Annotated in this window: 17 protein-coding genes; 8 read left to right on the top strand and 9 right to left on the bottom strand. The window is 39.7% G+C overall.

Annotation, left to right across the window (positions count from 1 at the left end; all coding sequences use genetic code 11):
* Window positions 1–19 precede the first annotated feature (19 nt).
* The gene (locus DQ356_RS00460) at window positions 20–964 is read right to left on the bottom strand and encodes an ABC transporter ATP-binding protein (protein WP_114302509.1); all 945 of its coding nucleotides are present in this window, start codon (window positions 962–964) and stop codon (window positions 20–22) included.
* A gap of 83 nt (window positions 965–1,047) precedes the next feature.
* On the opposite strand from DQ356_RS00460, the gene DQ356_RS00455 reads away from it, so the two are divergent.
* Together DQ356_RS00455 and pheS are read left to right on the top strand one after the other, a co-directional pair.
* Window positions 1,048–1,701, top strand: coding sequence for a YceI family protein (locus DQ356_RS00455; RefSeq protein ID WP_114302508.1), 654 nt, complete (start codon window positions 1,048–1,050; stop codon window positions 1,699–1,701).
* Window positions 1,702–1,822: 121 nt separating this feature from the next.
* Window positions 1,823–2,833, top strand: coding sequence for a phenylalanine--tRNA ligase subunit alpha (gene pheS, locus DQ356_RS00450; RefSeq protein ID WP_114302507.1), 1,011 nt, complete (start codon window positions 1,823–1,825; stop codon window positions 2,831–2,833).
* Between the two features lie 50 nt (window positions 2,834–2,883).
* Here the strand turns inward: pheS and DQ356_RS00445 are convergent, their stop codons facing one another.
* Window positions 2,884–3,657: a DUF3108 domain-containing protein gene (locus DQ356_RS00445; protein WP_114302506.1), complete on the bottom strand. Its 774-nt coding sequence runs from the start codon at window positions 3,655–3,657 to the stop codon at window positions 2,884–2,886.
* Window positions 3,658–3,818: 161 nt separating this feature from the next.
* Here DQ356_RS00445 and DQ356_RS00440 point away from each other — a divergent pair, with 161 nt between their 5' ends.
* The 3 genes from DQ356_RS00440 to deoC are packed head-to-tail and all read left to right on the top strand — an operon-like array spanning window position 3,819 to window position 5,970.
* Window positions 3,819–4,874, top strand: a complete 1,056-nt coding sequence (locus DQ356_RS00440; protein ID WP_114302505.1) for an NAD(P)/FAD-dependent oxidoreductase — start codon at window positions 3,819–3,821, stop codon at window positions 4,872–4,874.
* Window positions 4,875–4,879: 5 nt separating this feature from the next.
* On the top strand, window positions 4,880–5,212 hold the full coding sequence (locus DQ356_RS00435; RefSeq protein WP_114302504.1) for a 2Fe-2S iron-sulfur cluster-binding protein: 333 nt from the start codon (window positions 4,880–4,882) through the stop codon (window positions 5,210–5,212).
* Between the two features lie 17 nt (window positions 5,213–5,229).
* The gene (deoC, locus tag DQ356_RS00430; protein WP_114302503.1) at window positions 5,230–5,970 is read left to right on the top strand and encodes a deoxyribose-phosphate aldolase; all 741 of its coding nucleotides are present in this window, start codon (window positions 5,230–5,232) and stop codon (window positions 5,968–5,970) included.
* Window positions 5,971–6,026: 56 nt separating this feature from the next.
* Here deoC and dusB read toward each other — a convergent pair whose 3' ends face one another.
* Window positions 6,027–7,025: a tRNA dihydrouridine synthase DusB gene (gene dusB / locus DQ356_RS00425; RefSeq protein WP_114302502.1), complete on the bottom strand. Its 999-nt coding sequence runs from the start codon at window positions 7,023–7,025 to the stop codon at window positions 6,027–6,029.
* A gap of 101 nt (window positions 7,026–7,126) precedes the next feature.
* Here dusB and DQ356_RS00420 point away from each other — a divergent pair, with 101 nt between their 5' ends.
* Window positions 7,127–8,662 (top strand): hypothetical protein, encoded by a 1,536-nt coding sequence (locus DQ356_RS00420; protein ID WP_114302501.1) that lies wholly within the window; start codon window positions 7,127–7,129, stop codon window positions 8,660–8,662.
* 200 nt (window positions 8,663–8,862) lie between these two features.
* Here the strand turns inward: DQ356_RS00420 and DQ356_RS00415 are convergent, their stop codons facing one another.
* Window positions 8,863–10,152, bottom strand: coding sequence for a M48 family metalloprotease (locus DQ356_RS00415; RefSeq protein WP_166413028.1), 1,290 nt, complete (start codon window positions 10,150–10,152; stop codon window positions 8,863–8,865).
* 62 nt (window positions 10,153–10,214) lie between these two features.
* Window positions 10,215–13,235, bottom strand: a complete 3,021-nt coding sequence (locus tag DQ356_RS00410; RefSeq protein WP_228420600.1) for a hypothetical protein — start codon at window positions 13,233–13,235, stop codon at window positions 10,215–10,217.
* Window positions 13,236–13,794: 559 nt separating this feature from the next.
* On the opposite strand from DQ356_RS00410, the gene DQ356_RS00405 reads away from it, so the two are divergent.
* Entirely contained in the window at window positions 13,795–14,583 is a 789-nt protein-coding gene (locus DQ356_RS00405) for a T9SS type A sorting domain-containing protein (RefSeq protein ID WP_114302499.1), read from the top strand.
* A 71-nt stretch (window positions 14,584–14,654) separates the two neighbouring features.
* Here the strand turns inward: DQ356_RS00405 and DQ356_RS00400 are convergent, their stop codons facing one another.
* Entirely contained in the window at window positions 14,655–17,474 is a 2,820-nt protein-coding gene (locus tag DQ356_RS00400) for a gluzincin family metallopeptidase (protein ID WP_228420574.1), read from the bottom strand.
* A gap of 422 nt (window positions 17,475–17,896) precedes the next feature.
* On the opposite strand from DQ356_RS00400, the gene DQ356_RS00395 reads away from it, so the two are divergent.
* Window positions 17,897–18,658 (top strand): META domain-containing protein, encoded by a 762-nt coding sequence (locus tag DQ356_RS00395; protein ID WP_114302498.1) that lies wholly within the window; start codon window positions 17,897–17,899, stop codon window positions 18,656–18,658.
* A 191-nt stretch (window positions 18,659–18,849) separates the two neighbouring features.
* Here DQ356_RS00395 and DQ356_RS00390 read toward each other — a convergent pair whose 3' ends face one another.
* The 3 genes from DQ356_RS00390 to DQ356_RS00380 form a co-directional block, all read right to left on the bottom strand.
* Window positions 18,850–19,425 carry a YceI family protein gene (locus DQ356_RS00390; RefSeq protein ID WP_114302497.1) on the bottom strand — a complete coding sequence of 192 codons (576 nt, stop codon included), beginning with the start codon at window positions 19,423–19,425 and terminating at the stop codon, window positions 18,850–18,852.
* A 79-nt stretch (window positions 19,426–19,504) separates the two neighbouring features.
* Window positions 19,505–20,206 carry a DsbA family oxidoreductase gene (locus DQ356_RS00385; protein WP_114302496.1) on the bottom strand — a complete coding sequence of 234 codons (702 nt, stop codon included), beginning with the start codon at window positions 20,204–20,206 and terminating at the stop codon, window positions 19,505–19,507.
* A gap of 117 nt (window positions 20,207–20,323) precedes the next feature.
* Complete coding sequence (locus DQ356_RS00380; RefSeq protein WP_114302795.1) at window positions 20,324–21,766, bottom strand: aminoacyl-histidine dipeptidase; 1,443 nt, start codon at window positions 21,764–21,766, stop codon at window positions 20,324–20,326.
* Between the last annotated feature and the right edge of the window lie 37 nt (window positions 21,767–21,803).

Below are 21,803 nucleotides of genomic sequence, written 5' to 3'. Positions count from 1 at the left end.
TTTCAACGATGCAAAAAGATTAGCTTTTCTTTGAGAATGTTAATTTTATCTGACCCTGAACAGGCTGCTGAGAATACTGTAATAATGGAAGATCCTGAATCAGAATTTTATTCCGGTAATGGTTTCCTGCGAAACGGCTTTCCAGAACTTCGGCTGCAATTCCTGTTTCCGACAACGTGATTTCGTGCGGATACCATAGATTTTTAGAAAGTTGTAATCTGTTTTTCTGCTCTTCTGAAAGAACATTTACTTCTCCGAAAAGTCTCGCAACATAAGCGTTTTTTGGATTTCTGTACGTTTCTTCTGCAGGATCGTGCTGGAGGATTTCTCCGTTTTTCAGGATAATGATTTCATCGAGCCAGGGCATGACTTCCTGAATTTCATGGGTGGAAATAAGAATGGTAATATTGTTTTTTTTCGCGTATCCAAAAAGCCGTTCCCGAAGTTCTGAGGTTCTGAAAAAATCAATGCTGCTGAAAGGCTCATCCAGTAATAATAATTTAGGAAGCCGCGCCAGAGCTCTGGCAATAGCGACACGTTGCTGTTGGCCGCCGCTCAGAAAATGGGGTTTTTCCAATGCATATTCTTCCATTCCTATCACGTGCAACAGTTCTGTAATTTCATTTTTTTTCTGAACCATGTTGGTATTGGAAATAAACTTGCCCACGTTGTCGTACACGTTGGCATAAGGCATCAGATCGTATTGTTGCGACACCAGTTTCATGTCGGGTTCTGCGGGAACAATATTTCCTTTCGGGCCCTGAAGTTTTCTTCCTGAAAATAAAATTTCGCCTTCCTGCCAGTCCAGAGTGCCGTAAATAAGGTTCAGCAAGGTGGATTTTCCGCAACCGCTTTCGCCGGCGAGGGCAACAGTTTTGCCTTCTCCGACCTGAAGATTTAGATGCTGGAAAAGCTTTTTCTCCGGCTGATAAGAAAAATGCAGATTCGTGATTTCTAAAAGCATAACACAAAACTAACACTTTTATAAATAAAATTATTTTCTTAGTTTAGCCAGACCACAATAATCACTTGTTAACAATAAAGATTATGAAAAATAAATTTATCATTGCGGGCCTTTCTCTCGCCCTTTTATCTGCCGTTTCCTGCGGAAAAGACAAAACCATTACCAATGAAGTTTCTGAAGTGGAAACAACACAGGATGGAACGGTTTATAATGTAAATACTGGAGAAAGCCACATCGAATGGAAGGGATTTAAAGTGTTTAAAAGCGAAAACACGAGCCATTTTGGAAAAATAAAATTTGAAAGTGGAGAACTGACCGTAAAAGACGGGAAACTGGAAAGCGGAAAATTCGTTGCCGATATGAATTCTTTGGAAAACGAGGATTTAAGAGATGATGCGGAGCAGAAAGCAAAACTGGAAGGCCATTTAAAATCCGGAGATTTCTTTGAAGTGGAAAAATATCCAACTGCAACCTACGAAATTACAAAAGTGACAACGGGTGTGAGTGGGGATTATAACACGATGATCGATGGTAACTTAACACTAAAAGGAGTTACTAAACCTGTTTCGTTCAACGCCAATGTTACCGTTAATGATGGGATTCTAACCATTGCTACAGAACCGAAAGATATCATGAGGGAAGATTATGGTGTGAAATTTCAGGTTCCAGTACAGAACGGACTGATTAAAAATGAAGTGAATGTTCAGATGGTGATCAAAGCAACCGCTTCCCAATAATTTTTTTTGAGTTTATAAATGATTAAGAGGCGCATCTTAGGATGCGTCTTTTTTGAATAGTTACGCCTCATCATTACCGCTAAATTTTTGTATTTTTGCAGACTAAATATAACCAAAGAGCATGATTGAAAAGTTGGATGCACTGCTCGCTGAGGTCAGCAGTTTCAATGCAGCAGAGAAAGAGGAAATCGAAAAATTCCGGATTCGGTTCAGCGGAAAAAAAGGAATTCTTAATGAGCTGTTCGATCAGTTCAAACAGGTGCCGAATGACCAGAAAAAAGATTTCGGGCAGAAGATCAATACGCTGAAACAGGCTGTGGCAGCGAAGCTCGAAACGCTGAAAAATGCCTCGGCCGTAGCTGAAGTTACAGAAAAAGGAGATCTCACCAAACCGGGATTTCCATTAACGCTGGGTTCGCGGCATCCGATCAGTCTGGTAAAAAACAGAATTACGGAAATTTTTAAATCTATTGGTTTTGCGGTCGCCGACGGTCCGGAAATAGAAGACGATTGGCATAACTTCAGTGCGCTCAATTTGCCGGAATATCATCCTGCCCGGGATATGCAGGATACTTTTTTTATTGAAAAAAATCCCGATGTTCTTCTCAGAACTCACACCTCTTCGGTACAAATCCGCTATCTGGAAAATAATGAACCGCCGATTAGAATTCTGTCGCCGGGAAGAGTGTTCCGGAATGAAGCAATTTCTGCCCGTTCACACTGTATTTTTCATCAGATTGAAGGCCTGTATATTGATGAAAACGTAAGTTTTGCCGACTTGAAACAGACTATTCAGTACTTTACCACAGAACTCTTCGGGAAATCGAAAATCAGGATGAGACCTTCTTATTTTCCTTTCACCGAGCCAAGTGCGGAAGTGGACGTTTATTGGGGCCTGAACTCAGAAACGGATTACAGAATTACCAAAGGAACAGGCTGGCTCGAGATTATGGGCTGCGGAATGGTAGATCCTGCTGTTTTACAAAATGTCAATATTGATGCAGATAAATATTCGGGATATGCCTTCGGAATGGGAATTGAACGAATCGTGATGCTCTTGTATCAAATGAATGACATCAGAATGTTTTTCGACAACGATGTGAGAATGCTGGAGCAGTTTAAAACTTCATAAAATAAAAACAACACCCGAAAAAGTGTTGTTTTTTTTGATGAAAATCATTTCTATTTACGGAATGCCAAAGGATATTTAACATTCTGGTATTGGTTCAAATCTGCTTTCAGTGAACCTACTGCCAATTCTGCTTTTATGGAGATGGGAATATGGTTTCTGTCGTTGCTCACCCAAAGGGTCACCCCTTCTTTTTCCCGAAAGACTCTTCCGCTCTTTACTAAAGGAATGATTTTCAGGCAATTGATAGTTCCGAACTTTGTTCTTACGTTTTCCACACCGGCAACTCTCAGCTGAAAAGGAAACATTTCATCATCAATCCAGATATTCAGGTTTTTGACGGTCCCTACTTTCAGTTCACTCGAATCCAGGCTACGCAGATAGTAAAAAGCAGAAAGCATATCCTGAACGTCTTTTACAGACTTAATTGTTTTTGAACCGTTCGCTGGGTTTTTCTTGTCTGTCAAAACCAAGGTTTGGTTGTTATGATTGAACGCGGTATGCAAATGCTGGCTATAGCTTCCTTCCTGAACATTCCGGATGTAATAGCTGGGTAAACCCGTCTCCTGACTGATGTAACTTTCGTAAACATCCTCTACTTTGAAAAAAGTACGCACAATTCCTGTGGTTCGTCCGGCTCCTTTCACATGAAGATGGGGTTGGTTCTGATAATTGGTTTTCACAGCCGTCAACGTTGCTGTTCCGGCGTTTAATATTCCGTAGTGTATTCTATAGGTTAAAACTTCTCCGGAATTGATGTTCCCGAGTTTTTGGGCATAAATTAAACTGCTCAAAAGCAGCATAATGAGATACAAATTCTTTTTCATGGAATATGTTTTACAAATAGTTTGCCATAAATATACATCGGATTTTACTGATTTTTATCATTTCTGCCAGCAGCGCATTGCAATCGCGCTATTCCGGCTTTTTGATATTTATTTAGTAATTTTGCATTGTTTTTTACAACAAAATTTTTTAAATCAACTCGATGATTATTACCGATTTACTGATTATAGGAGCGGGGCCTACCGGTCTTTTTACCGTTTTTGAAGCAGGATTACTGAAAATAAAATGTCATATTATTGATGCACTGCCACAACCGGGAGGGCAGCTTGCAGAACTCTATCCCAAAAAACCCATCTTTGATATTCCTGGTTATCCCGCTATTAATGCAGGAGAACTTGTAGATAATCTCATGGATCAGATCAAACAGTTTCAACCGGGATTTACCCTTTCTGAAACCGCCGTTTCTCTCCGGAAAATTGATGACGACTGGTTCGAAGTGATCACCAATAAAGGAACCGTACACCGCGCGCGTGCTGTAGCTATTGCGGGTGGTTTAGGAACTTTTGAACCGAGAAAACCGGATCATCTGGAAAATCTCTCTCAGTTTGAGGAAAAGGGAGTAGAGTATTTCGTGAAAGATCCCGAGCATTTCAGGGATAAAAAAGTGGTGATTGCCGGAGGGGGCGATTCTGCACTCGACTGGAGCATTTTCCTTTCCAACGTGGCCAGCGAAGTAACCCTGATTCACAGAAGAAATGAATTCCGCGGTGCTTTGGATTCTGTAGAAAAAGTACAGGCACTCAAAGATCAGGGGAAAATCAACCTGATGACTCCGGCAGAAGTACGTGAATTAAAAGGAACGAATCATCTGGAAGAAATCACAATAGAAGTGAACGGTGAATCCCAATCTCTGGCAACCGATTTCTTTATTCCGCTTTTTGGACTGACACCGAAACTTGGGGAATTAGCTAACTGGGGACTGGAAATTGAGAAAAATGCCATTAAAGTCAATAATGCTCTGGATTATCAGACGAATATTGAAGGTGTTTATGCCATTGGCGATATCAATACCTATCCCGGCAAACTGAAACTGATTCTGTGCGGATTTCATGAAGCCACATTGATGTGTCAAAGCGTCTACAGCCGAATGAATCCGGGAAAAAAGTACGTCCTGAAATATACCACAGTGAGCGGTGTTGATGGTTTCGACGGAAGCCGTAAAGAAGCTGAAAAAGCGGTGGTGAAGAAAATTGATTAATTTTTATGTCAGACATTACAGTTAAAATAAAAGACAGGGAAGGCGTATTGCATGAAATAGCCGCACCTACGGACATGTCGATGAATCTGATGGAAGTCATCCGCGCTTATGAACTGGCGGAAGAAGGAACCATCGGGGTTTGTGGCGGAATGGCCATGTGCGCGTCTTGCCAGGTGTATGTCGTGAGCGGTGCTGAAAACCTGACCGAAATGGGCGATGAAGAAGATGCGATGCTGGGTGAAGCTTTTCATACCCGTGACAATTCAAGATTGGGTTGTCAGATTCATATTACCGAAGACATCGAAGGCCTCGAAGTGGAAATAGCTCCTTATCCTTAATTTTAAAAAATCACAGCATGGAAATTAACCGTTATCTGGATTCTACGTATCTGAAAACGCCTGAGCAATCTGGTTTGTCCGAAGAAGAAACGTTACACACCGTTTTGAAACTGACCGATGAAGCCATCGAAAACAAAATTTTTGCTGTCATGATTCGTCCGGATTATGTGAAACAGGTCCGGGAATATCTTGCTGATAAAAAAACAGAGGTAAAAGTGGGAACCGTTATTGGCTTTCATGAAGGAACGTATTCCACCGAAGAAAAACTTTCTGAAGCACGAAAAGCCATTCAGGACGGTGCAGATGAACTGGATTTTGTGCTGAATTATACTGAATTTCAGAAAGGAAATCTGGAACTGGTGAAAAATGAAGTCATCGAAGCGACCCAACTTTGCCTGAATCACGGTAAGATCGCCAAATGGATTATTGAAATCGCGGCTTTAAATGATGAGCAGATTGCTGAGATTACCAAAAACATTTCCAGTTGGATCACAGAAAATTTCCCAGGAAAAGAAAATATGGTTTTTGTGAAATCCTCCACAGGTTTTTATAAAACCCAAGGCGGAAAACCTAACGGAGCCACTTTTGAAGCCATCAGGATTATGCTGGATCATGCAGGGAAACTTCCCGTGAAAGCTGCCGGCGGTGTCCGTACTCCGGAAGATGCCGAAAAAATGATTTCCATGGGCGTACAGCGCATCGGAACTTCCTCAGCGAAAGCACTGATCAGTAATAAAGAAGCGGAAGGTAATTATTAATTCCCCGAGTCTATTCCTTATAAAATACACGAAACCACAGTCGGAAGCTGTGGTTTTTATCTTTCCGAGAATTCGTTTTCCTGATAAAAAGCGGCGGTTTCTGCAATCAAACCTTCCATTTCGATGAGCGTGAAGACTTCCAGAAAACGTCTTTTGAAATCTTTGAAATGAGGGATTCCTCTAAAATAATTGCTGTAATGCTGTCGCATTTCCAGAAGCCCGGTTTTTTCGCCTTTCCATTCTGCACTCCATTCTGCATGTTGGCGAACCGCTTCCAGCCTTTCTGAAATAGTGGGTTTTCTGAGCAGGGTTCCGGTTTCAAAAAAATGTTTTATTTCATTGAAAATCCAGGGATATCCAATCGCAGCACGGCCAATCATCATGCCGTCGCAGGCATATTTACCTTTATATTCCAGTGCTTTTTCCGGAGAATCAATGTCGCCGTTGCCGAAAATGGGAATCTCAATATTGGGATTTTGTTTTATCCTCGAAATATGTTCCCAGTCGGCGTGGCCTTTATACATTTGGGCTCTTGTTCTGGCATGAATAGTCAGCGCTTTTATTCCGGTTTCCTGAAGTCTTTCGGCTACTTCGTCAATATTGATGCTGGCATTGTCCCAGCCCAGCCTGGTTTTGACGGTAACGGGAAGATGTGTAGAACGCACCACGGCTTTGGTAAGGCGAACCATTAAATCAATATCTTTTAAAACACCAGCGCCAGCACCTTTGCAGACTACTTTTTTTACGGGACAGCCAAAATTGATGTCCACCAAATCGGGCTCAACAGTTTCCACAATTTTTGCAGACAACGCCATTGCTTCCTCATCGCCACCGAAAATCTGAATACCAACAGGTCTTTCATAATCGAAAATATCCAGCTTTTTACGGGATTTAATGGCGTCCCGGATCAATCCTTCCGAAGAAATAAATTCGGAATACATAAGATCTGCACCGTGCATTTTGCACAGCCGGCGAAAGGGCGGATCGCTCACGTCCTCCATCGGAGCAAGCAATAATGGAAATTCGGGAAGGGAAATATTGCCGATTTTTAACATTCCGCAAAGATAAGGTTTATGAAATATTTTATCTCAAAAAATAAATGTTGCAAAACTGTAAAGTCTTTTTATATTTGTTTCAAGAACAATAATTTTAAAACATGAAGAGAATCTACACATTTTTGCTGGCGGGATTAAGTACGCTCGGATTTACGCAATCTCAGGATTTGGCCAAATTAGCCAATGGAAAACTGAAAAATTTCACTGCTGTTTATGATCAGAAACAATCCGTTTATGGTTATGTGGGTATTTACGATTATGGTAAAACGGCTGATGACAAGGTGAGGTTTGAGTACGTTTTCCTGGACAAAAATTTGAATCCGGTAGCCAACAAAGAATTTACAGGAGAACGCCAGGTGGATGGTTATACGCCCTATCTGGATTTCAGAAACAAAATTATTCTGACCCCCACGATGGGTACTTTTGGTTTAGCCGCGGTCATGCATTCTTCCAGAATAACTTATCCAAGAACAAAAGAAATCGACATTCAAAAAAACTCCATTACCGATAAAGATTATTTCGAGTATGATGAAGGCGTTTTTAAATTAACAGATTATTCCAAAACCGCAAAAGCAGAAAGAGCAGAAGACAGAAGCGAGAGAAAATCAAAAGGGTATAATTACCGTTCCGGAGTTTATGAGATTAAAGAAGGAGGCTTTCTGGTAGTAGAGTATAAAGATTATGGAAACTATTCCAACGGTAATAACCTGATCAGATTTGACGAAAACAAAAAGGAAGTCTGGAGGTTTTCCTATAATACCAACGGCGATAAAAAGGTGAAAGAGTACTTTTCGCTTCTCGACAAAGATGAAAATAAAATCTTTGGAATTTTACAAAATGTCAATAATAAAGTCAATACTTTTCAGCTTTTGGTTCTGGATATGAAAACCGGAAAAGTACTTCACCAATCTAAAATCACGGGACTGAATGATACCACCCTGGACAATATCACACGCTTCCAGACGTATAGTTATGGCACCATTGATAATTCTAAAAGCTTTGACGATAAAATTGTTCTGGTCGGAAGAAATCTTACAGACAAAAGCAGGTATGCAGGATTTGCAAGATTAATGGTAGATAAAAACACCTACAAGGTTGATGCGAAAACCATTACCTATGAAAGTTTGAAAAGTTTTATTCCTAAATTAAGCGATGATGGCGGAGTGGAAAAGGGATATTTCCTGGATCCGCGCGATATCTTTATTTTAAAAAACGGTTCCGTTGGGGTATTGCTGGAGAAATATAAACCAGCCGGACAGTATTCCAGCCAGAAAACAACCGATATGGTCTATATTTTCACCGATCACAATTTCAAACCGGGCGTGAAAATTTTCGATAAAGAGAAAACGAGATTTTCTACCACTGATTATTTGTTTTCACAGTACATTAATGATGGAAATGATGTGGTTTTCTTTTTCAGAGACTATGTAAAGGATAACGAAACGAGAAAGAAACAATGGAATTTGTTTATCAATTCTGTGGTAAATAATCAGTTTAAGCAGGAAACTATTCAGATTTCTTCCAAAGGAGATTATTTTATGCTGCCGTATGTAGCCAAAGATGGGTATATTCTTTTTCAGGAAAGCAACGAAAAAGATAAATACAACCAGGTCCGGCTCGAACGACTGAATTTCTAAATAAAACGCAACCGTCTTTGAATAGGCGGTTGCTTTTTTCTCCGGGGAGGTACTGGATAGCTCAAAATTTCGTTAGTGCAAAACCACATTTTTCATAAGACGAAACAAAAGTTTCATAAGGACGAAACAAAAATTTCATGCTGACGAAACAAAAGTTCCATTAGTATGAAACAAATTATCGTTGAATTTAACTGAAACCATTAACCCTTCCTATAATAATCGGCGATTTTCTGCAAATCAGTAAGGCTTAAATTCCACATAAAACTGAGAAATTGTTGGTAACTCTCGCTTTGATTTTTAGGATCTATGGTGTCTAAATAACGGTTAAGTCTGTAGGTTTTCCGTGCTTCAACCATCTTATCAAAATATTTCCCCAGCCATTGTGAATGGTAGGTTGTATCTCTCTTGTCCTGCAGAAACTGCATGGCTACATACACGCCTTCGCCATAATTTTCGTTGTGAAACAGGTTAGGGTGAATTTCATTTATTGCAATGGATCTGAGATGTAAAAATCCTTCAGAAGGTTCTTCTGCTTTTGTATTTTCACCTTTTAACTCATGAAATTTTGTTTGTAAGAAATTCAAACGATCCACAATTTCAGGATGGCTCGATAAGGAGTCTTTGTCCAGTTTGGTTTTAAACTGATGATAATTATACGCAGAAAAATCTTCCATTTTCATCCATTTGTCCTGAAACGGAGCCTGTGGCAAATCAAACAGTTCTCTGTACGTTTCCTTCTGAACTACGGTGGGTGAAATGGTATCGAACTCTTCCAGATTTCGCAGTGCTTTGGTATATTCTCTTACTTTTTTGTTGTGGTTTCTGTAAATGATATAACCTAAAGAATCTGCCTGAATTTCATTTTTTCTTCTTTCGGTGCTGGTGGTATAAGCCAGGTCACGAAATAACTGGAATGCTTTTTCGCTTTTTCCGGTTTTGGATTTTTTGATGGCTGAAATTTTTTCTTTAGAATTTTTAGTCGCGATTAATCCTTTCGCCTGCCATTCAATCGAATGATGAAGTAAATTATGGGCAATTTCATGTCCCAAAATAGCCATCAACTGGTCTTCATTTTCCATCCACATAAACAGGCCCATGTTCACTACTAAAATCCCGTCGCCTGTCATAAAAGCATTCGGAACGTTATCTTTTGCAATTAAAATTTTTAAATTGGATGGAATATTGGAATTGTAAACCCGGAGTTTTGCTACGAGGCCTTCGATATAGGCGTTGAAAATCGATTTTGTATAGTAATTCCGATCCTGAACTTCTTTTTTGAAAGCTGTTTGAAATACAGAATAACTTTTCACCAGATCCTTGGCGATATCGCTGGGATATTTAGATTTAATGTACTGCTCGTAATTTTTATTGATCAATTGATAATCTGCAAGAAATGCTTTGCGCTGAGCGTGATCTGCTGTGTCAAACTTTTGGCTGAACGCAAAAAAAGAAGTGAATAACGTTAAGATAAAGAGTAATTTTTTGTTCATCTGGTGCATTTAAAACTTAAATCTAAGATAAAGCTTTTTTAGACAGATCAAGTTGGTTTTTTTCAGAAACTTGCTTTCACCTGCATGCTTCCGATATGAATCGTTCTTTCGCCGGAATTACGGCCTTCATAATTCACGTTCAGCATAATGAAACTGTTCAAAGCTTGTTGAATAAATAAACTCCAGACCTGATTTTTACCCGGTTTCAGTCCGTCCAGCATCTGGTTTCCGACCAGTGAAAAATTATTTCCGGTAAAATCATTATTGATGAAGGAAAAATTACCACGGACAGAAGTTTTCTTATAATCCCACTGCAGCGCCCCGGTGATATCGAAGGTTTTCAGCATTTCTTCGCCGTCGGTTCTTTTCTTTTGGCGGAAAGCAGAAGAGAGTTCTGCCTGTATGGTTTCCGAGAATTTATACGTGGCTTTGGGTTTGGTTTCAATATTATTGAGAATGAAATCTCGGGTTTTGAATATTTGTGATGAATTCTGAATGTGATGAACGGAGTTTTCCCAATCTACCCGAAAATCAGTGTTGAACCAATACCCGATATTCAGAAAATGCGATTCCTGGTCGCGTTCTTCGTTGCTCGCATTGGCATTAATAATATTATTGTTGGCAATAAAACGGTAATTTCCGTTCCAGCCGGATTTCTCGGTCGGATTAAACTGTGCGGAAGCCAGAAGGTTCTGGTTTTTTAGAATCTGATTGCTGTTTTTTTCAAAAGGATTCCACACGACGACTTTGTCTTCTTTGAAATAAGAATTTTGAGAATTGAGTGAGAAATTGAAATTCCAGCGTTTCAGGAAGCTGTTTTCGGAATTTAAAATAATGGATGGATTCACAAAAAGCGCAATCTGAAGTTTATTTTTATTGGAAGGAATGTAGCGCACCGAGTTGGTGTACACGCGGATGTACTGTGCGAGATCGGCATATTCTGCAATTTCAAATTCGTCCAGCTGCTGAATGCCGTCGCCGTTATAATCGGTCCACTTGTAAATTCCCTGGCCGTCCGCCACTTTTACATATTGAAATTCGCGCTGCGCTTCCTGGCCGTTTCCTAATTCATAAAAGGCCTGCAAACGCATTCCGTTGCGGAAAAGCTGCTGATTGTAAAGAATATTTCCGACCACAAAATCATTATTCAGATTGGATGCCAACAAATCATCCTGATAATAAAACTTCCGGTAATGAATCAGCGCATTCAGCGTGGTTTGTTCCGTTTTAATGAGCTGGCTTTCTGCTACGATTCCCAGAATGTGGTTCATGTTTTCCATGCGGTTGTTTCGGATAGAATCATTATCACGGAAATAAACTCTCGTCAAGAGATGGGTTCTGGCAGAATCACCGATTTTTTTCTGAACAAAAAGTTCTTTCCAGCTGAAACTCGTGGTATCAAAAAGCTGGGTTTCATTGAACTTTTTCTCGTTATGTTCCATGCTTCCGCCGATGGCCCAGCTTCCTTTTTTTCCGGTGTATTCTGAAATCAGATTCGCCCGCACAAACTGGGTATTCTGAAAATCTGCTTTGGTATCGAGATAAGAAAACTTTCCCTGAGTGTTGAATTTGTTTTTCTGCCATCCGAAATCCAGATCGTTTTTTATGCCTTTGTACGCATCTCTTTCATCCAGATAATTCAACCGGTAATTCAGAAAAGAACGGTTTTGCCATTGGTTTAAAAAACTGAAAATAATTCTGTTCTGAGTGCGGTGATTAAACTCATTGGGCAAATTAAAATCTCTGGAAAACTCTACATCGTTAATTCTGTCCAGAATATGAAACTGCGAACTGATGTGTTGGTATTCGAAAGCGGGCGTTCCTTTCCAGCTGTTCTTGGTGAAAGTTTTATGTCCGAAAATGCGCCCTGCATATCCAAAGTTCTGATGCGTGTCCCGTGACGAAAAAAGATTGACATCATAATTGCTGAAGGAGAAATCCGTTCCTAACACGCCGTCTTTCAGCAAATATTCTGCATTATAAGAAAAAACATGCGATTTCTGTGGCGAAGGCAATTTGCGCACTGCGCGGTATTCGCCCAAATTCGGTCCTGCATATTGGAAAACCCGGCCATTATTGGTGGTTTGTTTCAGTGTATAATCGCCGCGGCTGGTTCCGAAATATGTGAACGCAACCTGATATAAAGTTTGCGATGCATCCGTAGAGAATTCATAATAATTTCCGGCAGGATGATCCACCAAACGGTACAGAATTTTGTTGACATCATATTCAGAAACCACTCCGGAAGGAGCATACATGAGTTCCGGATCATTTCCTGCCTTTGCCAGAATCTGCTGGTCGGCTTCACTTAAATTCAAAGCGAGAGGCGCATTTTTATTGTCCTGTTCCACAAACCATTTCAGCCCTGTTCTGAACCGTTCCCGTTCATGCTGGATTCCTCCGGTGAAAAGATATCGGGAGAAATTCCGGTTGGTGTAATTGTAAGAAATGGTAATGAAATTCTGCTGCAGAATGGGGCGAAAGCTGGTAAACGTCACTTCGCCCGTATTGTAGTTGATGATATAATCCAGATTTTCCCCACGTTTCATCAGAATACCGTCAATGAAAACCTGTTCTGAACCCGAAATAACGGTGATGAAAAGTTCGCCGTTTTTCCCTGTCAAACGATACGGCCCCTGATTTCCTTCCATTCCCTGAAAGCGGATTCTGTGAAATTCACTTCGCGCAATACCGGCAGAAACCTCGACGGAAGTTTTATTTTTTTCGCCGAAATGCGTCTGAAACTCAAGTCCCATACTTCTCCGCTGATAGCGGCCAAAATAGGTTTTGTCATCATAAAGTTCCAGATGGCCGGCTCGGAGAATTGATTTTTCTTTGATGTTCAGCTGAAGATAAATCCGGTCAAATTCTTCCAACGTTTGGGTGTAACCGTCTGCCTGAATGGGCAAATTGTGATCGGAAATCGAAGCCAGAACAGAAACATCTTTTGAAAGTTTCCCCGAAATCTGCAGATCCATCGAACTCTGAACAGACGATCCCTGATTGTTTCCGAAAGTCATTCCACGAATTATGGAACCTTTCGCGTTCAGGTCGCCTAAAAATCGCTGGCGGTCATTTTTCATCAGCACTTCTTCATCAATAACGATGCGGTTTCTGGTTTTTACAAAGTCCAGCGTGTCTTTTGCAAAAACATCTTTTTCCAACCAGGCGGCGAATACGGAATCTTTTTTGGCAGAATCTTTCGGAAGGTTGGGGTTTTTCCAAGTGAAGATTTGAGCATTCGCTAACGTAATGCCCAAGACAAATAGCAGGAAAAAAAACAATTTTACTCTCAAATCTATCCAAAAAGTGACCGTAAAAGTAACGAAAATATCAGTGAAAAAGTACAGAAGCAAAAAGCTTCGAAAAACGTTATTACCGGTCAGACCTTGCTTTTTTATATGAAATAAATCAGGCTTTTTTTTTATTAAATGTGTAATATGCAGTACATGATAAATGGGATGTATTTAAGTTTCAATTAATATTATGTTCTGATTATAAATAGATTAAGTTGGCGCCGTGCATACCGTCTGAATTTTGAAGACAGTCATATTTTTAACAATTATTTAATAACGGCTTTTGGCATCTGTGGCTTTATTTTTGTACTTTTGCATCAAGAAATTAATATTAAAACTTAATAAAATGAAAAAGATTTTTACAATTTTAGGAATTGTTTCTGCAACTTGTTTAGTTTTTGCACAAACAAACTTAGTACCCAATCCTGGATTTGAAAGTTGGGACTCTTCGGTTTCACCTGAAAAACCAACTGGTTGGTCATTTATTTCTCCGACTGGCGTAACAAAAGAAACAGTTTTGGTGCACTCTGGAGTCGCTGCAGCGAAAATGGTAGCCCCTGCAACTGGGAACTCAAGTCTTAATGTTGATATTCCAGTCTCTGCAAATACTCAATACACGTTAGGCTATTGGGTTTTAGACAATGATCCTAATGCAAGAGCAAGACATTGGGTACAAGCTAGGACATCAACATCAAATATTACATGGGCAAGCGATTTCCAACCTTCTACTTATACAAGTGACAATCCAGCTTGGGTATTTGTTACAGCTACAGCAACCACGCCTGCAAATACCGAACTTTTAAGATTTGATTTTAGAACTTATGGATTTGGCGCAGGTGCTGGAACAGTATACTTTGATGATGTGGCTTTAGTACAGGGTTCTGTATTATCTGTAATGGATGTAAAAACTTTCGACAAAGAAGTAGTAATGAATACTTTGGTAAACGATGGAATTACTTTTAGATTGCCAATGCGTTCTACTGTAAACATTTATACAATGGAAGGAAGACTGGTAAGTTCTGACAGAGTTTCTGACGGACAGACTTTGGAAGCTTCTCATTTGAAAAGCGGATATTATATCGTAATCGTAGATAACGGTACTGCGAAAATCAGCAGAAAAATCCTTAAAAAATAAAACCCTCATCGGTTTCTACGAAGCTGCCCCGAAACGGGCAGCTTTTTTTATGGAATAAACTTTTTTGTTATTTAATACCATCCTCTTCTGAAGGTATTTACCACTGCACCCAAATTCATTACGAGGGTAAAACGAATGCGGCTGGCATAATCTTTAAAGGAAGGTTCAAAACCGAGCGTGGAATATACAGGTAAATAAATCTCAAGAAAATCAGGGATGATGCGAACCTTCACGCCGCTGTCCCAAATGAATTTTGGATCGCTTCCTTTGTTTTTATACATTCCGGCATCGGCATACACATGAAACATTTTCCAAACATGAGAGTCCACATTCAGAGAGCCGATCCATTGATTGGCTGTGGTATCGATCAAAGATTTGAAACCGCCGTCCGCCAAAACAAACTGCTGCGAAAGAATTCCCGAGGTTGCACTTTGTCCCAGCAATCCGTAGGAAAAGGAATAATTGGAAACTTTAGAAATTCCGAAATCAAAAATATCATTTCGGGTGTTGTTACTTAGAAAATACCCTCCAAAAAGGCGGAATGAAATTTTCTTGTGTGGTGCAAATTCATAGCGATAGAAGGCTTCGGCAGAAACTTTCTGAAAATCTTCCATCATTTGAAAAGCGGTTCCGAAAGATTTTTCATGAATAAGGCTATTGTCCACATAGCGGTAATTCAAATTCCAGAGATTGTATTTTTGGTACTCATTTTCCAGAATCATTTGGGGAGTAAGATCTCGGAAATAATAATTGTAGGAAAAGCTGATGCCTCTGTCAATAGCACTTCGCGGTTCTTTCGCAAAATTAAACATCGTAAATGCAGAATATTGCTGATACGCCAGATGATAATCATAATGAAAATAGGAACCATTCACACCCAGAATAATGTTTCTGAAAAAACTCTCAGGCGGCAAAAAAGTATAAGAAGTTCCGGCTGATCCTGTCAGTTTCCCGGTTCCGGAACTGTAATACGGCGTAACAGAATACGCCAGTTTGCTTCTGAAAAGCGATTCATTGCGGAAGTTCAGACCAAAAAGAACATTGTCATAAGCATTGAATTTCAATCGTGGTTCCAGATAAATCTCATTGTATTCCGGATTCGGAATATCTTTCAGAATTTTTAGCCTGATCTTTTTAGTATTGGAAAAAAATCCTTTGGTATAAAGATAATTGTCCCTGAATTTACTTTCCGGGAAAAAATGTCCGCTGTTGATCACGAGTTTATGCGCATCCGATTCGGGAACTTCATAATATTCTTCGGATGGAGCAGGCGGCGTTTCAAACCAGTGCGTATTGGTTTGCCCGTCTTTAGAAATCGTTTCCAGCTTGAAAGGTACAGGATCTGCAGTGTCTTTCTTTACTTTCACCAGCAGTTTTCCGTCGTGTCTCATGAAGTTTTTTATTTTAAAATTAACCCTGTGTTTTTTCTCAATTAAGTTAGCCAGAAAAGCAGAGGAATTATTGGAAGAATAAGCCAATTGTTTTAAAAAGTCGTCTGTATCAATCGGTCGATTGCTGTTTTCTGAAAAGTATTGCCGCAGAAAATCATGGAATTTTTCGGTTCCCATTTTCTCCGCCACAAAATTGAACAGGCTTCCGGTTTCAAATTTACTGATCACCGTTTCATTAAAATTACTAAGGTCCGAAAACTCCTCGCCAATCTTCTGATCCAGATTTTCAGTCATCATATACCGATAGGCAATGCCATACCGTTCGATGAGTTTCAGCCGCGACGCATGAAATATTTTCAAAGGTTGAATGCCAAATATAGAAGCTTCGGGCAACATCCCGAGAAGTTTGTGTTCAGGATAATGCGTTTTCAGATAATCGAGTTCCAGATAGGTTTTAATGCCATTTTTCAACCAGTGATCTTCTTCTTTGTAAGTGATCAGGTTTTCATTGATGATGCTTTGCGAAATCACACTGAAATAATCCAGATCAATATTTTCTGAAGGCGTAAAAAGGGGAAAACGGAATTTCCAGAGCACGATGTCATCATTCCCGAAAAAGTCTTCTTTCTTTCGAAATTTCTCTGAAATGAAAATGTTTTCGGGCAGAATACCGGTGTTTTTCTGAATAAAAGCCAGCTGTCTGGGTAGATAGAATTCCAGTTTTTCTTTTTCTTCCTGAGTTAAAGGATACCCAAAATGAACTTCTGTTTTTTTTCCATCAATTCCGATATTTATCTTTGGATAATTCCGCGAGGAAATTAATATTTCAGGGTCGTTTTTCAGAAATCCTCGGAAGTAATATGGAGCAATTTCTTGCAGATTGCTTTTCGCATAATGGTTCGCAGGAACATCGAGATTTACCGTCCAGAAAATGCTGTGACTGGAAGTTTCTTCCATATCGCGAAAATGCTTTTCCTCACGATGCAGGTTTTGGAAACTGTCGGGAGTTAAAAAGAAATATTTCAGAAGCACTTGATCTTCTGCAACGCCGTATCCTGTAAACGAAGCGGAAGGAAGCTTCAACTCGTACTGAAGTTCAATTTTCTTGCGTTCTCCCGGCAATAGCGGTTCAGAAAGAGAAAAATAGAGGTTTTCGGAATTTAGCTTTTTTGGTTCCTCGCTTGTTTTTCCGTCGATGCTGATCATCAGGGAATTGAGGGTTCCCAATTCTTCTGGTTTTGCGAAATGAAACTCGCGGTTTCGGTCTTCAATTTCTCTTTCATAAAGCGCCGTTCCCCGATTTTGATATGCTGCCACCCAATTCAGCAACCGGATGTCTTGCATGGGCGTTTCGCTTTTGTTGACAAAATTAATTTCCTGGCGAACCTGGATGGTTTTGAGATCTTCGGAAACGGTGGCCTTAATATAAATGCTGTCACGCTGCGCCGAAACCAACGCAAAATTCCCTAAAATCCATAATGCAACGAATATTTCCCTCAAGATCTTTAAAAAAATCAAATATAAATTATTACGCTAAATAATAACCTTAAAAAGTTGGAAAATGTGGATAAGAAGTAGCTATTTCTTCAAACAGGCACATCATGTGCAATTACCCTTTCTCATCAAAATCAAGCCATCGAATAGAACGAATGTGACTATTATAATTTATTTGAATTATGTCGAATGATACAGTTATTTTTTTGATGGGTGCAATAATCAAAACATCACAATTTTTACATGAAAAGCTTTGGTATATTAGTTATTTTTCAAAACAAATCTCCTTTTGTTTTATAATTTGGTTTTAAGCTAGAATGCTTTTTATTTTTTCGGTCTCTTTTTTGCAAAGACCAACTGCGATAACTATGGATTATCAATACATTTCTCCCTGCAATCGTTAACCAATAAAGTTAAATTTAAAAAATATGAAAACATTACTCACTTTGGCAATCGCAGCTATGATCACCAGTTGCGCGCCGACATCCACAACGGTTCATCAACCTGCTAATACCATTCAAAAAACATGGGAGCTTGTCTCTTTGGAAGGGCAAGAGGTAACCACAAGTACACCGATTTATCTGAATTTTGCGGATAATAAACTTAGTGGAAATACAGGCTGTAATACCGTAAATGGGAATTTTACGATCATGAACACTACGCAAATTAAATTTAGTCAATTGGCGAGTACACGAATGATGTGTGATCGGTACGATATGAAAATTGAAAACGAGATGTTGGAAGTTTTAAAAACGGCTGACAATTTCACGATAAATGATGGTAAACTCATGCTCAATGTGGGCAGAAGAGCACCTTTGGCCGTATTCGTGGAAATGAGCAAAAATCCCGTTATTAACAAATCCTGGAAACTAAAAGAAATGAATGGAAATAAAGTTGTAATGGTGCTCAATCAGGATAAGGAACAGGGATTTATGTTAAGAAGTAACGGGAAAATTACCGGCTCCGATGGGTGTAATACCTTTTTCGGTTCGTACAAATTATCTGATGGGAATAAAATTTCTATTAATGAGAACTTAGGAACTACTATGAAAGCTTGTCCAGATATGAAACTGAATGAAAAAGAGTTTTTCAATGTGTTGAAAAATGCCGAAAAGTACGACCTAAAAGGAAATACTTTGATGTTGAAAAATTCCAACGGCCAGTTGCTTGCCATTTTCGATGCCATGTAGATTTACTGGACGCAAATCATAAAAAAGTCGTCTCGATATACGTTCGTGACGACTTTTTGTTATGGATGGAAATTTTTCAAAGCACTTTCGGTGAAAAACCCATGGAAACTTAAGTAAAACAACTTCCAGTGCGTGTAAATGAACCAAAAAAAGACAAACAGCAACGGTTTAGATTATTGTATGGAGACAAATTATCTTTCAGTAAGTTCAAAATCGCCTTTGATTCTTACCTGATCGCTGATAATGGCTTCAGGGAAATTGGGGCCCACTCCGAAATCGGATCTTTTGATGGTAGCCAAAACCTGATATCCGTGCGTGTCTTTTTTATTCATCTGATTGACCACAGATCCTCTATACACCAAAACTACAGAAACCGGTTTTGTAATTCCGTGCATGGTAAGGTTTCCGTTCACATTGTAATAGTTTTTCTGCTTTCCTTTGGTGATGGAAGTAGAAGTAAAGGTCATCGTAGGATATTTTGCCACGTCGAAGAAATCAGCACTTCTCAAGTGGTTGTCACGCGCTTCGATATGGGTGTTGATAGAATTTACATCCACTTCAAAATTTAGTTTGGAGTTCAGAAAATTCTTTTCATCAGCCTGAATGTTCAGATTTGCTTTGTCAAAATTTCCGACAATGTCGTTAATGGTAAGGTGAATTACCGAAAACTGAATACGGGAGTGCGCAGGATCGCTCACTAAAACTTTCTGAGCAAAAATGCTCACTGAGAACAGCATGATAAATGCTAACGATAATACTTTTTTCATAATGATTTTTTTAGATTAAATTTTATAGTGCAAAAATAGGCATTGCCTTTTCTTTTGGCATTGATGTAAGATAATAAATTCAATTGCAGTTGCCGTCTGCATCACAGCTGTCGCCTTCAATGATTTGTAAACCATTGTCGCCGGCCGAAAATTCTTTCCAGGATTTCTCCAGAACTTCAAGAAAAACAGGAGGTTGTTGTGCTCCGGAAATGGCATATTTATCATTAAATACAAAGAAGGGGACAGAATTGATTCCCAGATTTCCGGCGGTGTTCATATCCTGTTTTACTTTATAAGCCAGATCATCAGATTTCAGGGCATTTTGTACTTCTTCTTCTGTTAAACCTACTTTTTTTCCTATTTCAATCAGCGTTGCTTCATCATCAATATTTTTAGCTTCGATGAACTGAGCACTGAAGAGGGCTTCCTCCATTTCATTGGCCAAATTCTTTTCTTTTGCCAATTGAATCAGCAAATGTCCTTTGAAAGAATTAGCGATTTTTTGCTGCTCAAAATTGAATTCTATTCCGGCCTCTTTTCCGGCGTTGTAGGCGTGTTGGTGCATCAGCTTTGCCTGGTTTTCAGAAATGCCTTTTATTTCGGAGAAAAACTCGAAAGGATCGCGCTCAGGTTGGGTTTTCAGTTGTGGATCCAGCTGAAAACTGTGCCAAACCAGTTCTACTTTATCAGCGTGTGGAAACTGCTCCATTGCTTTTTCCAGTTTTTTCTTGCCAACATAACAGAAAGGGCATCGGATGTCGCTCCAAATATCTATTTTCATATTCTATATTTTTAAGATTGAAGACAAATATAACTGAAATAAAAGCTTTTGCTGTTGATGTAGGATAAGAAATACGTTTCACCCGGAACTGAAAGGCAGCTCCGGATGGAAAGCATTTTAATTTCTCTCAGGAATATGGGCGAGAATTTCTTTTAAAAATCCCCAGAATTTCTGTACCGATGGAATGTTGGCTTTTTCGTCCGGAGAATGCGCACCACGGATGGTAGGTCCAAAACTCACCATTTCCATTTTTGGATAATGAGCACCGATAATTCCGCATTCCAATCCGGCGTGACAGGCCACAACGTGTGGTTTTGCTCCGAATCGGGTTTCATAGATTTTCTCCATCACTTTCACAATCTCAGATCCGGGTTTTGGTTTCCAGCCCGGATAAGAGCCATTACACTCCACTTCCATTCCTGCCAGTTCAAAAACCGAACGCAGTTGCTCTGCTACCGCCGTTTTTCCGGATTCTACTGATGAACGGGAAAGATTCATGATCTTCAACTGGCCGTCTTTAAGTTCTACTCTGGCTACGTTGTTGGACGTTTCTACCAGATCTTCCACATCCGGGCTCATACGGTACACCCCATTATGAACAGCTTTCAGTGCAAGGATGATTTTTTTGGAATCTTGTTCAGAAACAGCTGCTTCTTTAACGTCTGATTTTTCAGCGGTAATTTCAAGATCTTTTTCCGTTGCTGCAAATTCATCCTTTATTTCCTGTGCTAAAACAGTTGCTTTTTTCAGGAATTCCTCAGCATTATTTACGGTAAACAAAGCGGTGGCTTCCCGTGGAATTGCGTTTCTCAATCCTCCGCCGTCTATGGATATCAATTGTATATTTTGATCTGTTCCCTGATACAGCAGCCTGCCTAAAATGATATTGGCATTCCCGAAATTTTTATGAATGTCCATTCCGGAATGTCCGCCCTGTAATCCTTTGATCGTAATGCGAACGGGTTGTCCTTCTGGTTGTTGGGTGGAATATTTCTGTGAAGCCGTAACGTCAACACCTCCAGCACAACCGATGTCGATTTCATCATCTTCTTCGGTATCGAGATTCAGCAGGATTTCGCCCTGAAGCTGGCCCGGTTTCAGTCCGATAGCACCGGTCATTCCTGTTTCTTCATCAATGGTAAAAAGAGCTTCCAGCGCAGGATGAGGAATGTCTGAGCTTTCCAGTAAAGCCATGATTGCCGCTACTCCAAGTCCGTTGTCGGCTCCTAAAGTGGTTCCTTTTGCTTTCACCCAGTCATCCTGAATTTCCATTTCAATTCCCTGTGTTTCAAAATCGAAATCAACATCATTATTCTTTTGATGCACCATATCCAGATGCGATTGCAGAACAACGGGTTTTCTGTTTTCCATTCCGGGAGTAGCCGGCTTTCTGATGATCACGTTTCCTACTTCATCTACGATCGTTTCCAAAGACAGTTGGTTTCCGAAATCTTTCATGAAAGCAATCACTTTTTCTTCTTTTTTGGAAGGCCTGGGAACAGCATTCAGCGCTGCGAAGTTTTTCCAGATAACTTGGGGTTCGAGCTGGGTAATATTCATTCTATTTTTTTTCAAATTTAAGAATAAAAAAACGCTT

Origin of the sequence: Chryseobacterium lacus (assembly GCF_003336205.1) — a bacterium.
In the GTDB taxonomy this organism is placed as follows: Bacteria; Bacteroidota; Bacteroidia; order Flavobacteriales; family Weeksellaceae; genus Chryseobacterium_A; species Chryseobacterium_A lacus.
Note: the sequence above shows the minus strand (reverse complement) of the source record. Positions and strands in the feature narration are given on the sequence as shown.